This is a genomic window from Rathayibacter sp. SW19 (genome assembly GCF_030866825.1).
Taxonomy (GTDB): Bacteria; Actinomycetota; Actinomycetes; order Actinomycetales; family Microbacteriaceae; genus Rathayibacter_A; species Rathayibacter_A soli.
Genome location: NZ_CP133020.1, coordinates 3,667,010 through 3,681,913, shown reverse-complemented (window position 1 = coordinate 3,681,913; position 14,904 = coordinate 3,667,010). Strand labels below are relative to the sequence as shown.

Sequence of the window (14,904 nt, the reverse complement as noted above, 5' to 3'; positions counted from 1 at the left end):
GTGCTTGAGCTGCGTGATATAGGAAAGTCCTTTGGGGGACGCAATGTTTTGGAGCACATCTCCCTGGAGGTGCAAGACGCTGAGTTTCTCGTTCTGTTGGGCCCCTCGGGTTGCGGAAAGTCGACCCTGCTGCGGATTATTGCTGGACTGGCCGAACCATCATTCGGTGCGGTTGTGCTGGGAGGGCGGGATATCACTGGTCTGGACCCTCGCAGACGCAACATGGCGTTCGTGTTTCAGACGTATGCCTTGTACCCGCATTTCACCGTTCGCGAGAATATTGGCCTGCCTCTTGCGTTGGAACGGTGGCGGAATCTGATGTGGGTCCCTATTTTGAACCGCCGTATACTGAAGCGCGCTGTAAGCCATGGTTCGGTGGGAGACAGCGTACGGAAGGTTGCTGATTCTCTCGAAATTTTGAACCTGCTCGACAGCAAGCCAAAGGAGTTGTCGGGCGGTCAGCGGCAGCGGGTCGCACTGGCACGCTCTCTCGTTCGCAATCCATCACTCTTTCTCCTCGACGAACCGCTGTCGAACTTAGATGCGAAGTTGAGACAGCAGATGAGGGTGGAGATCAGCGCGTTACATAAACGGGTGGGCCGCACCTTCGTGTATGTGACACACGATCAGGTGGAAGCAATGACTATGGCGACGAGGGTCGTCGTGTTGAATAGGGGTGAGATCCAGCAGGTAGGCTCGCCCCACGAGGTGTACGAGAAGCCGCGCAATGTTTTCGTCGCTAAGTTTGTGGGCAGCCCTCCCATGAACATAGCTGGGTACTCCCAGTTGGGCGGCGGGGCTGATCTCGAGGATATGTTCCGGGATAAGGAGCGAGAGACCGGGATTCCGGCTGAGCGCCTTTTAATGGGGGTCCGGCCAGAGCGACTCACTCTTCGACCCGACGATGCATTTGGCGAGGTGCGATTAACCGGGCGCGTCTTTGTTGTCGAGAACCAGGGGAACTCGTGGGTGTATCGATTGCGTGTGCAGGGAGAGGAACTAATAACTACGTCCGGTTCGCAACTCGCGGTCTTCAGCGGGGACGACGTCGTGATTGGGTTTGAGCGTGCCGATGTGCATTGGTTCGACTCAGAATCGGGTCTCCGCGTCGAGGGTGCTGACACTTGACAAGCCTACGCGACGTTGCGAAAGCAGCCGGAGTTTCTACGGCAACGGTAGCGAGGGTGCTAGACAACACCGCGCACGTCAGCGCTGAACTGGCAGATCGAGTCGGCTCTGTGGTCACTGAGTTGGGCTATGTGCGAAATGCAGTAGCAAAGAGCCTATCAACGGGTCGGACGGGCCTGATTGGGGTGCTTGTACGAGATATTACGAACCCTTTCTATTCGCAAGTGGTTCGGGGCATCGAAGATGTGGTGGGATCTGGCGGATACCTGGTTCTGGTTTGCAGTTCCGATTTCGATGAAGATAGAGAACAGCGACTGATCTCACGCTTTATGACAAGGTTGGTGGACGGTGTAGCACTGTCCGTGGGCAGTGAGGGCGAGGAACGCCTCGAGAGAATGGCGGAACACGGAGTCCCAGTCGTGCTCTTCGACAGCAGAGTGGCGCGGAGAGCGGGATCACTCATATCGGCGATCGGCATCGACAACTATGACGCGGGTTTTCGTGCGGCAATGCATTTGGTTTCACTCGGCCACACGAACCTAGCAGTTCTTGCTGGCGCTGGCGGAGGGACCACTGCTTCGGAACGTCGGGACGGCTTCTTCGGAGCCTGCTTGGAGACAGGTGTCCAAGTGCAGGGTTTTGCGATCGACGAATCGCTGGGTGTTATTGGTGGGGTTCGGACGATGATGGACGCGCTGTCCGGTTCGCCGCGACCCACTGGTGTTTTCGCCTACAACAACCTGTTCACGGTCGGAGCCGTGCAGGCTGCAAGAGCCATGCGCATGCGCATTCCTGATGATGTGTCGTTGATCGGATTTGACGACATGGACTTGTTCAACATGATGGACCCGCCGCTGAGCGTTCTCGCGCAACCGGCCTATGACATCGGTACGCGAGTGGGTGAGCGCCTTCTGTTGAGAATCGGAGGCGAGAGTGGAGAGATGCCAGACGAAGTACTAAAGGCAGAGCTGACATTACGTGGATCGACGGGCAGAGTCAGATCTGCCAGTGGGTCTCGATAAAACTGCGAAGGTGGGCAGTCACCTCACCATCAACCACGGGTGATTGTGGCGGAGACCGAGGTGTCGCCCCTGGTATCTGCGCATCCCACGGAGGGCCGTCAGAGTCGGGTATCAATCTGATGTTCAGGCCGTGGCAGCTTAATCGAGAAATCGACACAACCGAATGTCCTAAACGCGACGAGCGCGAGCCGACGATGGCAGCTTGACGGTTGCGTGGAAAGCGGGAAATCATGGAAATTACTGGAATGACTCGCATCTGCGGAATTGTTGGATACCCATTGCACGCTGCGCAGGCACCCGCGACGATGAATGCCGTAGCGGCTCGTCTTGAGGTTGATGTGGCTTTTATTCCGGTGGAGATTGCGGATGATGGCTTGGACAATCTGTTGAGAACCGCTCGCGGCTGGAATAATCTCGCGGGGTTCATCGTGACCATGCCGTATAAGGTGCCGGTTCTGTCGTTGATTGACAGTTTTACGCGCCGCGCCGCAGTGGCGGGCAACGTGAACGTCGTGCGGCGCACGTCTGACGGCAATTTGGTTGGCGACCAATTGGATGGCACCGCGATGGTACGGTGCCTTCTGGTGCGTGGGATTCCGCTGCGGGGGGCACGGATCGTGGTATTAGGCGCGGGAGCGGTTGGCAGGTCCATCTCATTTGCCTTAGCTGGAGAATCGCCAGCGGCTATCAGCATCGTCAACCGGTCGGAATTACGGGCGGTAAAACTAGTTGAGGAACTCAAGGCATTCGATCCAGCGGTTTCAACTATGGTCGGGACTATGAGCGACGTGACGAATGCCGACATCCTGATAAATGCGACGAGTGTTGGGTCACCCATCAATCCAGGAATTCCAGTGGAGTCGGAAATGCTACCGCGGCACGCTGCTGTGGCCGATGTCGTTACGTCGCCGAATCCAACGCAATTACTGAAATCAGCGGCCGGCTCGGGCTGTGAAATCGTTACGGGAATGGACATGCAAAGAGCGCAGATAATGGACATTCTCTCGTTCTTGGGATGAGGGGACGTGGCTCCACGAGCGACGGTGTAGCGGATCTGGTGCCTCGGTGCCCTGATGTGAGGGCCTCGCGAGAGAGCTTGGATACACAATGCACCACTCGCTCTTCCTTACATGGTCGTCGTGACCCAATCCACCTCGTGGCTGCCCGACCAGCTCGACCTTCCGGTAACCGGATATCGTCTCGACCGAATCGGGCTGAGTGGGGGTACAGGGTGATCGAGCCGGATGGCGGACGCCGCGCCCGCGGATGTCCGGCGTGCCGCGAGACACGGTGATCCGTCGCCTCGCACAGATCCGCTTGGAGGTGGCCGAAAACACTCGCAGTGCGGGTGCACCGCTACAAACGTGCGGCCGCGGACCGGTCTGGTGGCATGACACGTCGGCCGCAGCGCGACCACGCTGGAAACTGTCCCGCGGTGGTGGTTGGAAGGCATCGCCTGCGATCTCCTGACCGTCACCCGTGTCGCCGAGGGTCTGACCGTGTCGCGGGACATCGCCAAGGCGGCGATCGTCGCTGAGGGCAGACGGATCCTATTCGATTACCCGACAACGCCTCGAGGAAGTTTCCGTGATGGCTGTGGACGAACCCCGTGGCTGCACACCTCCTCATTATGAATATTCGATGTTTTGAGCGCCAGGAGTATTGCGAGTGAGCGCCACTTGTGACGATCCCGTTCGCAGGGTTGAGCGCCACCCCTCCCGGACGCCGTGGACAGTTTCCCGCGTGGGCGTCGTGGACGGCGATCGACAGTGACGTGAGTCGACGACCGCGACGCGCGGTGCCTTTAGGAGGATCGTGAGGAACTGCCGCGGGCAGGCGTTGCCTGCCCTTGCCGTCGATTTCGTGCCACGTGGGCGAGTCCCGACGCCGAGGCGTGCGCGATCAGCGCGGTTCGAGGGCTTCCGCTGGCCAGCCTTCGATCGTGCTCCTAGAAGTGGCGCTCAGTGCGAATATCCGGTGGCGCTCAACGAGTCGATCCGGTGGCGCCTAACTGCAATAATCACCGGCGCTCAACGGTGCAGATACTCTGTCAGTCGGGAGTCTTCAGTTCGGACGGGAGGAGGCGTTGCGGAAACCCCTGCAATGCCACAGGACGAAGAAAACGGGTGATCGCCCCGGTGCCGACGGACGTCGTCTGCGGTGCCGTGCTGGCCGGGTAGGGACCACCGTGCTGTTGCGCCCCAGTCACGGAGACGCCGGTGGGCCATTGGCGCCACAGGAGTCGTCCTGCACGCGCTGCCAGTGCATTGACAAGGTGGGTAGGGGAGTCGGTATCTGTTCCGAAGATCGTCGCGGTGAGCTGCCCTTCGTACGCTTCCGCAAGTTGCACCATTTGCTCTGCGGAGTCGTACTCAACGACAAGCGCGGCGGGACCGAAGCATTCGTCGAGGTACAGCGACGGTCTCGCAAGTACGTCTTCACCGCGAGCGTGCAAAATGATTGGGGCTGGGCTTTCGGCGTATGGGTCACCGTCGGAGCGCAGAGTATTGACATGCGGCGCACTTCGCAGTCCGCGTAGTCGGTCCCTGAAGCCCGCGCGTATGCTCTCGTTGAGCAGTTCCGCGGGTGCTGGCAGGGCGTGCTGTCGGAGCGCGGCGATGACCTCAGAGCCGGCAGGAACGAATAGGGTCCCTGGCTTGGTGCAAAGCTGGCCGGCGCTCTGGGTGAAGGAGCGCACGAAGCCGTCGGCGATCTCGTGGGCGCCGTCGGCATCGGCGGACGCCGTCACGAAGACAGGGTTGTTGCTCCCGAGCTCGCCGAAGAAGGGAATCGGGTCTGGACGGGCCTGCGCCACCGTGAACAGCGCTCTCCCGCCTCGGATTGACCCCGTGAACGCGGCGGCTTTGATACGCCGATCCGCCAGTGCACTCACGCCGTTGTCTTTCCCCTCAATAAGAGAGAGTGTGCCCGCGGGTGCACTCTCTCTTGAGAGCGCCATGACCGCGAACTGCATGGTTCGCCGGGACAGATGCATGTGGCCTGGATGAGCCTTGACCACCACAGGGTTGCCAGCCGCAAGAGCTGAGGCGGTATCACCACCCAGGACGGAGAATGCAAAAGGGAAATTACTCGCTGCGAAGACGAGAACTGGACCAATTGGGCGATTAGAGCGTCGAAGGTCTGGCCGTGGCGCAACCGGCCACGTCGGATCCGCAGAATCAAGGCGGACATCGAGGAATTCTCCGCTGCGAACAAGATCTGCGAAGAGGCGTAGTTGGAAGCTGGTGCGGGCCACTTCATTGAAGAGTCGTCCGGCGATCAAGTGCGTTTCTTCAACGGCGATCTCGACGAGTTCATCGGAATTTGCTTCGAGAGCATCTGCTAGCACATCCAGCAGATGGGCCCGTTCGCGCAGAGTCAGGCCGGCAAGTGGAACCTGCGCGTCATATGCCGCGGCCAAGACCTCCTCGACGCCCTCCCCCTCAAGTTCCGAGATCACCTCGTTGTCGCTCAAAGCCGCGGGATTGGACATGCCCAACAGGTGATCAAGCGCGGACCGCACGTCTGCGCCCGCAGCTCGCCCGAACGCGATGAAAAGGAGCGCAATTCCAACTGCGCCGGGATCGGGATAGCCAACGGCACGTCGACCAACGTAACTTGCGCGCCCGCGACGTGCGACAAGGTCACGAGTGGACAATGCGGCGCTAACTGCGACACCTACAGCGGCTCCCAGATCATCGCTGGCCGCCAACGCGGCGACGCCGGGCTCGAGGGCATCAATGAGCGTGCGGTCACCCACCTGCGCTTCCCCGACCCGCTTCACCGCCTCGAGTCCACGTCTGCCGCCATCGCGTAGGACTGACGATATCGAATCCGCCGCAGTCATGGCATCGTGCAACTGTTGGAAAAGCAGTCCGAACAGCGGACCGCTTGTGCCCCCGACCTCGTCTAGGAACACTCCGGCGAGAACCCCCCAGATCTGCCGCCCGTCGATGTTCTCGACGCGAGCAGATGTGAGGGTGAGGCCGCCGCGGAGGTTGGCTCCGAAATCTCCATCACCAGAGTGTTCGTCCAATGCGGTCAGCAGTGGCTCGGTTTCGTCAACCAAGTCCTTATACGCGTTGAACGCATCGCGAAGAGTCAAGTCGAGGGTAGTCATCAGCGTCCTCCAATCCATCCTGGGGCGGCGGCGTTCGCATACCAGAGGTCAAGCCAGCTATCTTCAGCAACGTCGAGCAGAGTCAATGAGAATCCGTGCATGTCTAGGGCCGACACCAGGGTTCTAGCAAGGCAGGCGGCAACCTCGATGCCACGTTCCGCGAGCTGATTGAGTGCAATGTTTAGTACCGCATATAGCTCAAGCGGTGTCGCAGAACCGAGGCCATTCACGAGGAAGATCATTCCGCGCGTACCAACATCCCCAAGGGAGCAGAGGATGTCATCCAGCATCCGTGAGATCAACTCATTCAATCCCGTGAAAGAGATCGACGAAGAGGCCCTCTCGCCGTGGATTCCGACTCCGTACTCGATTTCGCCGGCGGGCAGGTCGAAAAGCCGCGTGCTCGTATGAACTGACGTGAGGGACTCGCTCGCGACAGCGATGCTTCGACTCTGAGCACTCACTCTGTTACCGAGACGCTCCAATTCGCCGAGTGTCCACCCGAGATCGGCGGCGGCGCCGACGATCTTCTCCACCAGTACCGTCGCGGCTGTGCCGCGCCTGCCCGTCGCGGTGAGCGTGGATTCGGTGGCAACATCATCATCGACGAGAACTCGCCCAACGTGGATGCCTTCCGCCCGTAACCGTTCCTCGGCGATACCGAAATTGATTCGATCACCTGTGTAGTTTTTCACGATGTGCAGTACGCCACCAGGGAGGGCGACAGCACGGCTGGCTTCGAATACCTGGCGGTTATGCGGTGATGCGAAAACTTGCCCTGGTGCAACAGCATCGAGAAGTCCGGGCCCAAGAAACCCGCTGTGCAATGGCTCGTGTCCTGAACCCCCTCCGGACACGAGTGCCACCACCCTGCCGGGGTGATGCCGCCTCGCCGTCAGGTAGACCGGATCGGTGGCAAGGCATACATCTTTCGCATGAGCACGCGTAAACCCTTGCAATGCCGCAAATACGCCATCGTGGCCACCAGGCATAAACAGTTGAGGCATAATGCCCTCCTCTCGGTTGCTGTCAATACTTCTCGTCTCGTTGGCGGTGAGCCCACCGCCGAGCGTCATCATGGGCGGTGCCTGAAAATGAGCGTTACCAGCAGCTGGGCTGCATTGCATGTTGCGGCGTTAACTGACAGACTAACAGACGTCCGTCAACGGACGTCCGCCGGCCTTAAGGGATCTAAAAATGCCACACACCTTCTCGAAGTCACACAACGGAGAGCAACTTGACCTCTCGGGAATCATCCCGCCCATGGTCACAGCGTTTCATCCCGACACGGAGGAGCTCGACGAGGACCGAATCCGAGCCGAGGCGGACTTCCTCATTTCGACAGGTGTCCATTCGATCTGCGTCGGAGGCAGCACCGGCGAAGGGCAGGGCCTATCGGAAGAAGAGACGTTTCGGCTGAACAAGGCTGTGGTCGACCAGGCGGCAGGTCGCGTAAAGGTGATCGGGGGTGTCATCGCTGACACGACAGTGGAAGCAATACGTAAGGGCGAGGCCGCACGGAATGCCGGAGTCTCGTCATTGCAGGTAACGCCCCCCCACTACCTTTGGGTTCCGTCGGTCAGCGGTCTTGTGCAACACTTCACTCGGGTCGGGGATGCGGTTGAACTTCCCATCCTCATCTACAACGTCATCCCCTGGGTTGACATCGATGTCCACGCTATGAACAGCATCATCGATGACGCGCCGTGGGTGCTGGGCGTGAAGCAGAGCGGTGGTGACATGCACAAGGTTGCTGACATGATGGCTGCGTTACACGACAAGGTCCCGATCACCACTGGTATTGACGACCTGCTCTACCCGACATTCGTGCTGGGGGTCGATGGAGCGGTTACTTGCATGACCGCGGTCTTCCCTCGGGAAACCATCGAGCTTTTTACCGCTGTGCAGGAGCGTGATCACGACCGTGCTCTCGCGCTGCACCGTCGCCTCCTGCCGGTGTGGCGCAGCCTCGAAGGTTCGTGCATGACTGCGAACGCAAAATACGCGCTTTCATTGCTCGGCCGCGACAATGGCATATCGCGTAGTCCGATTCTTGCGCCTAACACAACGCGCAAGGCCCAAATTCGCGATGCTCTACAGACCGCTGGCTTCCTTGAGGCGGTCACGGCCCGTTAGGTGTTCGCGGAGGGGTGCTTTCGGACTAGCACCGCTCCCGTCAATGCTAAGCGGCAAGCGTGCGCTGGCCACGCTTTGCTGCATGCTATGGCAGTGCGGGCACTACGATTAAGCGGAGGTGCGTTGCTTATGACCAGACCAAGCCGGCTGAGCGTCGTCGACGAGATGCTTCCGGTCCTAAGGGACCGTGCGCGTGCTCTCGAGGTCGGTCAGCAGATGCCTACTGAGCTCCAAATCATTGAGGAATTCGGAGTCAGTCGGCAGACCGCGCGAGAGGTACTCGCCGTCTTAAAGACTGAAGGATACATAGAGATTCGACATGGCCGCGGTGCGTTCGTCGCCGACAAGTCGATTGCGGATCGGGCTCGCTTCCAGAACTGGTTCCTCAGTAATGCCTTCGAGATCACCGAGCTTGTCGAGATGCGCGCGGCAGTCGAACCGTACATCGCCGAACTCGCTGCGCAACGCGTGACGGATGATGAACTCGCCCAACTGCGCACGAGCGTCGAGAGCTTTGAGGCAATACTGTCAGGCGATAGTGTTGACGCGAAGGTTAAGGCGGATGAAGATTTCCATGGCATGCTCCTCGCTGCAAGCAGGAATCGCGGCCTTCGAGTGTTCTACGAGACATTCATTCCAAGCCTGCGAGAATATCGTGCACACGTGTTTTCACCGCCTGCGGAGCCACTACTTGCACTGCCCCACCACCGTGCGATCTACGAGGCCGTCTTGGCCCACGATCCTGACCAAGCTCGTGAACGAATGCGAACACACATCGACCACTCGCGCCTCGACGTGCAGAGGCTGGCAGAACTGAGCCGTCACCACACCATTGTGGCTTCCCGAACGGGCGAAGACACAATCCACAACCCGCACACCCCTGATGTCGATCGCGGCCACTTGGGGGTCTGACAGATCGACGACGGGATCGCCTTTTGGCATGCTGATTCAGCCTCCGAAGGCCTTCAGTGCGGGCTTCCATCAAGCTGCTGGGCCGGGACGGTCAGCCCGCCACACCCTCAGCAGGATCTTGAGGGTCCAGTTTCTCAGCTTCATGCGCGCGGCCGCGGTGGTCGCACTTGAGTTACGGGTGGCGGGATCTTCGTGTACCTCTGGCGATCATTGTTCGTCGCTCATCTATCCATAGCGAGCTGCGCGTTCGGGCACCAACCCAGTTCTTCTGACTGTCGGAGGCATGGTCGTCTTAGCTCTCATGTCCAATCTCGCGTCGGGAGTTTCGGTCTGGATGCCAGTCCTGATTGCCCTGGTCGTCGCCGCGCTATTCGCCATCCTTCGGCCATGTACCCCGCGGCTTGGGGCCACAGTGGCATCTATAGCGGGAGTTGCTGCGAGCCTCGGTGCGGTGCTTATGCTCCGAACTCCGCTTCGGGCCATTGTGCAACGTCTGATCGCGTTCGAGATCGCCTGCCAACTAGATTGTGACCTCGCCTGCTAGATGCACCTTAACTCCGAGCTCATGGAAGAAGGCCGCCTTCACCCTCAGCGCTTTGTCAGCGACTTCAGCATCCGGCGCGTACACAACCTGCACATGATTGGCCTTGTGCCTGGCCATCAACTGGTCGCGAGAGACGCCGTGCAGCACCGCATGCATGATTGGCCACTCCGGGTTGGTCGCGTTCAGACGTCGCCGAGTTTCCTCGGCAGGCAGATCAGCAACGTGTCCGCGCCCGAGATCCACGTGCAGTTCGCCATCCATCAGGAACACCCGGGACCAGACGATCTCACCCGGTTTCGAGCATCCGCTCAGAGTGCCGCCGCCCATCGGGAAGAACATCGGGTTCTGCCGCATGCTATAGCTCTTGTCGTAACCGCCGTTGTGGTTGGCGGGCACCGAGCCCGAGATCTCAAAGACCCAGACGAACTCGCCGTCATACTCCTCTCCCCAACGGATGTCGTGCAGCGTGGTGGCCGGATCGAGGCCCATCGCGGTCCAGATGCGGTTCGTCACCAGAGCGTCAACGGCCACACCTTCGTCGACCTCGTTGAAGTTGGGTACAGCGACGCCCGCGTAGAGCTCGCGAGAGCCGTCCCGACTGAAAACAGGAGGGCGCTGCACGTTGTTCAGTAAGCCCTCCACTAGGTCGCTGGCGGGCACAGTGTCCTTGAGGCCTTGCTGGTACTGGATGCCCACGGCGTCGAGTCCAAAATCATCGGAAATTCTCAAAGCGGCAATGTACATCTTCAACTGGGTGCTCACCTGGGCCGGCGTCAGCTCGGTGGCGTCGTTGGTACCGAAGTGGAAGACGAGGCCGGCCTCGTCGAGCCACGCTTTCACCGCGTCGGATTCCAGATCCGTGACCTTGGCCATCTCGCAGACCAGGGCGCTCTGCGACAGTCGCTCTTTGTAGATGCCGAGTGCGTTCAAGAACTCGTCGTCGATGATCGCGTTGTACATGCCCATACAGCCCTCGTCGAAGATGCCGATGATGGCCTTCCCGTCTTTCAACTGACTTGCGAGCGCGACGCCGAGCTCGACTTCTGGATCGGTCGGATCGAGCTGCGGGAGGTCGCGCACATGGCTGATGTCGTGGCGGATGCTGCCGGTCTCGAGCCATTCCGCCAGCTTGTCCTTGGCCCATTGGTCGGTGAAGTCCTTGCTCCACAGCGACGAGTGCGCCACCCCGGCTTTGGTCAGGCTAGCAGTGAGGTTCAGCAGGCCGACCAGGCCGGGAAAGCCGCCCGCCCAGTTGGCGACGACGAGGATCGGTCCCCGATGGGTCCGCAGGCCAGCAAGCACATGGTGGCTGTACTGCCAGACGGCCTCGACGACGACCAGTGGAGCATCCGCAGGAATATTCTTGAACACCTCTATGCCGGAGCGCTGGCTGTCGATGAAGCCGTGCCCTTTCACATCGTCCACCGCGTGACCGCGCTGTGTCTTCCAGCCCAGCGACTCCAGCGCACGGGTGAAATCCGCCTCGAGTTGGGCTTGCACCGGCCAGCATTGCACGTTGGCAGCTGGTCGCAAGTCACCGCTCGCGACGGTATAGACAGTGTTTGGCACCCTCTGCGGACGTTTGATGACCTGCGGGATGGTATAGCTGCTCATGCCGTGTCCTCCGTCGTGATTCTGCACTTGGCCAGGTGTCGACGTTGCGTTTGCGAGCTGACGGGAAAGCGTTGATCACAGATCAACCAGTCATCGAACCTGGCTCGAGCTGTCCGGATGCCCACCCGTTATCGTCAACTGTCACTCGTGCAATTGGTTTCAAGTATGTCGGCATCGTCGGGGGCATGCAAAGCCTGCGGCCAGCCAGGGCATGGCATCCGACGGAGCGAAATTGCGCTTATGGCGCTCGGCTGGCACTGAGTTTGCTGTCCATTGGGCTGCAGGATGGTGCGTTGTGAATGTCGGTCGCCGTAGATGCCCTCGAGCAGAGATTTGCGGCTGCGGTGCGTAAGCGGTGTGCCGTCAAACTGACCGCAATGATTCCGTTTGGCGCTAGTGCCGCAGTTGGCAGCTCGCCGAAGACAGCGATCCCGAGGGCTGGTGGAAGCGACTGCCTTTCCGCAAGCTAGATGGCGCTGATGCTTATGAGATCGTTGGCTACGAACACGGCATCAGGCGGTTCTGGACGACGAGAAGCTCGCGCATTGCTTCCTTACCACCGTCTGCCAGATAGCCGCCAAAACGCAGATAGTCCTTGGGATTCGCGAGGGGCTTCTTGGCTGAGACAACTTCGCGTCATGCATTGCACCGTTGCTGAGCAGTGGCCACAGCGGTCGGGCCGAAGGTACATGCGATTCGCCGATTTCCCTACTCAGGGAAGACACATGTAGCAGCAAACACACCGGCCAGGTTATGCAGCATGAGGCCATCGATTTCGAAGCCATGTAGCACAGAGCCAAGAGTGACGGTCGGGCGGTTGTGGTGGATCAGGCGGGTCAGGTCAGAGTAGCCTCTGGCCGCCGCCGTCCATGTTCTCGCTGTGGTTATGTCGATGTATTGGGTTTCCTTCTCGTGGTCGTTGCCACAGTTGCACGGGACCACCGAGTAACCGACCGCCGGGGCGAGGTCTTCGACGCCGCGGGCCATCTAGGTGAAGAACGGGTCCTCGATATCGGAATGACGAGTGCGATCAATTCAGAGATTTGTGCTCGCAGGGTACGTGCGGTGCGGTTGAGGTGAAGCCTAAGGCTTTCGTGACTTCCTGCACTGCCTCGACTTCTCGGGGGAAACGTTCACCCTGTTGAACAGCGGTGAGACCCGAACGGGTACAGTCCAGCCCGCGCGGCCGCCTCGTAGATCGACGCCATTCAGGTTCCTATTGGACGTCTTCGGCGTGTTGACACGCTCTGCCGGCTCAGCCGGCAGCCCGGCTAATACCGAGAACCCCTCGCGTCTTGCTGCCCGGACGTGCTACCAGATCACCTATCAGGCGGGTGTTGACTGGGACGGTGGGGGATACTTGCATGCGCGATGTCGGCGCAGCAACCGATTGGACCTATCCGGCGGCGCGCAGAGGTCATCAAGACCGATGTAGGCGGCGCTCACGCGCCGCGAGCGCGTGCGCGACATCCTTCGATTGCTCATACAGTTGACGGTAAAGCATGAACAATTCATCGTAATCTTCGGCCAACTCGTCCCGCGGCGTGAGCACTTCCTTGAGCGGGTTCCACTCCTCGATGCTCACATCGGCGACCATCTGCGCAGCGAGGAAAGCCGCACCGTAGCTTGCGCCGATCGTCTGAGTTGGGATCACTTGCTCACGACCGATAATATCTGTCACGATCTGCGTCCAGACGCCGCCCTGCGTGCCACCGCCCACCGCGACGATCCGGTCGATCTGGCCGCCGGCCGCCTCCATGGTTTCGATATTGTGACGGATACCGAGTCCGGTTGCCTCCAGTGCCGCTCGGTACAGATCGCCGGCCGTATGTGAGACCGTGAGCCCGGCGATCATTCCGCGTGCCTGTGGGTCCATGATTGGGGTGCGCTCGCCCGCAAAGTAGGGCAGCATCAGGAGTCCCCGAGCCCCGGGTCCTGACTCCTCAGCGAGACGTAGCAACTGAGGGTAGTCGCGGGATCCAAAAAGTTCGCGCAGCCACCCAGTGATCGCGCCGGACGTTGACATTCCTCCCGCAAGATTCCGCGTGCCCGGCAGGGCGCCGACCGTTCCCCACAGCGAGGGGCTGGTCAACGGCTTGTGTACGGTGTGCACGAGGAACATCGTCGTCCCGTACATAAGCATGAGATCACCCGGATTCTGGGCGCCGACGCTGATCGCCTCGCTCCACGCGTCGATCGTGCCGGTGATTACGGGTATACCTTCGGGCAGACCGGTCTCAGCGGCTGCTGCCGTTGTCAGAATGCCGGCTGCTTCGCCTGGCCACTTCAACGGGGGCAAGAAGATGCCGGGCGCGACGTTGTCGCTCCACGGCCGGTACCACTCCAAGGCCTGCGCGTCATAGAGAGGCGTGCACTGGCTTGCGGAGTGCTGGTCGAGCACGTACTGCCCGGTAAGGCGGAAGCCGAGCCAGGATGCGGGCATGAAGAGGCGTTTTGCGCTCGCATAGACATCCGGTTCATTCTCCGCGATCCAAACGATCTTCGCTCCGGCGGCCTGTGTCGTCAGGACGGACCCTCCTCGCTGGAGGATCTCGTGTTCGCCGAACCGTTTGGTCAGCTCCGCAATCTGCTTCGTCGCCCGCGTGTCGACGCCATACAGGATGGCCGGGCGGAGCGGCGTGCCTGCTTCGTCGGTAAGCAGTACGCACGGTCCCATGCCACTGACTCCCACGGCAATCACCTGCGCACCGCCTGGCTCGCACAGCTCGTGCGCCAAGGAGACAACCTCCTCCCACCAGACAAGCGCGTCCATCTCCACCCAGCCGGGATGCGGTCGCTTGACGGTGTGCTGCCTGGTGCCCGACCGTATTACGGTTCCATCAAGCCGGACGAGAATCGCTTTACTACTCGAGGTGCCGATATCCACCGCGAACACGGCTCGACTTGCGGGGGTAAGTTGCATGTCGCAAGCCTGCACGGGATCGATTTTGAAAGTCAAGCCGGTCGGGCTGTACTGGCGTGCGGTCCAGGGGCTTGCATCAGCCTATTGAACGCGAGCCCGATGCCAATGGTGAGTCAGGTCGCAGCCTGGATGCGGGCGTCCTTCACTGACCTGCTTATGCCGGAAAGATAGCCCACTGGACGCATCGTCGCCAGCTCCCGGGACGCCCAGAGCCTATGCTCTCCTTCGATGCACGAGCGGACCGAGAGGCCGCCTACCATGCGGTACTGGGAGGAGTTAGATGGCCACTACCGCCGTCTTGGGCTCGAAGACGAGCCGGGCAACGGCACCCGCACCGCAAAACCTGCGGTTGGCGATCCGTGACTGTTGTCGGACCCGGCGCCATTCGACCCGAGCTTGAACGGCGAACGGTCAAGGCGTCGCGTCAGCTCGTTTTCGTCAGCGCCTGTTGACGATGAGAGCTCGAATGTGAGGAGTGTCACTTCACAATTGCTAGGCCTCGCCA

9 protein-coding genes are annotated in these 14,904 nt (G+C 60.3%); 5 read left to right on the top strand and 4 right to left on the bottom strand.

What is annotated here, in order from left to right:
- From QU604_RS17210 to QU604_RS17200, 3 genes are all read left to right on the top strand, one after another.
- Positions 1 to 1,128, top strand: a complete 1,128-nt coding sequence (locus tag QU604_RS17210; RefSeq protein WP_308465836.1) for an ABC transporter ATP-binding protein — start codon at positions 1 to 3, stop codon at positions 1,126 to 1,128.
- Complete coding sequence (locus QU604_RS17205) at positions 1,125 to 2,150, top strand: LacI family DNA-binding transcriptional regulator (protein ID WP_308465835.1); 1,026 nt, start codon at positions 1,125 to 1,127, stop codon at positions 2,148 to 2,150. The genes QU604_RS17210 and QU604_RS17205 overlap by 4 nt, the downstream gene beginning before the upstream one ends.
- A gap of 230 nt (positions 2,151 to 2,380) precedes the next feature.
- Positions 2,381 to 3,169: a shikimate dehydrogenase family protein gene (locus QU604_RS17200; RefSeq protein WP_308465834.1), complete on the top strand. Its 789-nt coding sequence runs from the start codon at positions 2,381 to 2,383 to the stop codon at positions 3,167 to 3,169.
- 1,031 nt (positions 3,170 to 4,200) lie between these two features.
- Here the strand turns inward: QU604_RS17200 and QU604_RS17195 are convergent.
- Together QU604_RS17195 and QU604_RS17190 are read right to left on the bottom strand one after the other, a co-directional pair.
- Positions 4,201 to 6,270: an aldehyde dehydrogenase family protein gene (locus QU604_RS17195; protein ID WP_308465833.1), complete on the bottom strand. Its 2,070-nt coding sequence runs from the start codon at positions 6,268 to 6,270 to the stop codon at positions 4,201 to 4,203.
- On the bottom strand, positions 6,270 to 7,349 hold the full coding sequence (locus QU604_RS17190; RefSeq protein ID WP_308465832.1) for a dihydroxyacetone kinase subunit DhaK: 1,080 nt from the start codon (positions 7,347 to 7,349) through the stop codon (positions 6,270 to 6,272). The genes QU604_RS17195 and QU604_RS17190 overlap by 1 nt, the downstream gene beginning before the upstream one ends.
- Positions 7,350 to 7,467: 118 nt before the next feature.
- Here QU604_RS17190 and QU604_RS17185 point away from each other — a divergent pair, with 118 nt between their 5' ends.
- Together QU604_RS17185 and QU604_RS17180 are read left to right on the top strand one after the other, a co-directional pair.
- Positions 7,468 to 8,406 carry a dihydrodipicolinate synthase family protein gene (locus QU604_RS17185; protein ID WP_308465831.1) on the top strand — a complete coding sequence of 313 codons (939 nt, stop codon included), beginning with the start codon at positions 7,468 to 7,470 and terminating at the stop codon, positions 8,404 to 8,406.
- Between the two features lie 129 nt (positions 8,407 to 8,535).
- Positions 8,536 to 9,318 carry a FadR/GntR family transcriptional regulator gene (locus QU604_RS17180; protein WP_308465830.1) on the top strand — a complete coding sequence of 261 codons (783 nt, stop codon included), beginning with the start codon at positions 8,536 to 8,538 and terminating at the stop codon, positions 9,316 to 9,318.
- Positions 9,319 to 9,838: 520 nt separating this feature from the next.
- Here the strand turns inward: QU604_RS17180 and QU604_RS17175 are convergent.
- Together QU604_RS17175 and QU604_RS17170 are read right to left on the bottom strand one after the other, a co-directional pair.
- Positions 9,839 to 11,476 carry a fucose isomerase gene (locus QU604_RS17175; protein ID WP_308465829.1) on the bottom strand — a complete coding sequence of 546 codons (1,638 nt, stop codon included), beginning with the start codon at positions 11,474 to 11,476 and terminating at the stop codon, positions 9,839 to 9,841.
- Between the two features lie 1,420 nt (positions 11,477 to 12,896).
- Entirely contained in the window at positions 12,897 to 14,399 is a 1,503-nt protein-coding gene (locus QU604_RS17170; protein ID WP_308465828.1) for an FGGY-family carbohydrate kinase, read from the bottom strand.
- Positions 14,400 to 14,904: the final 505 nt, after the last annotated feature.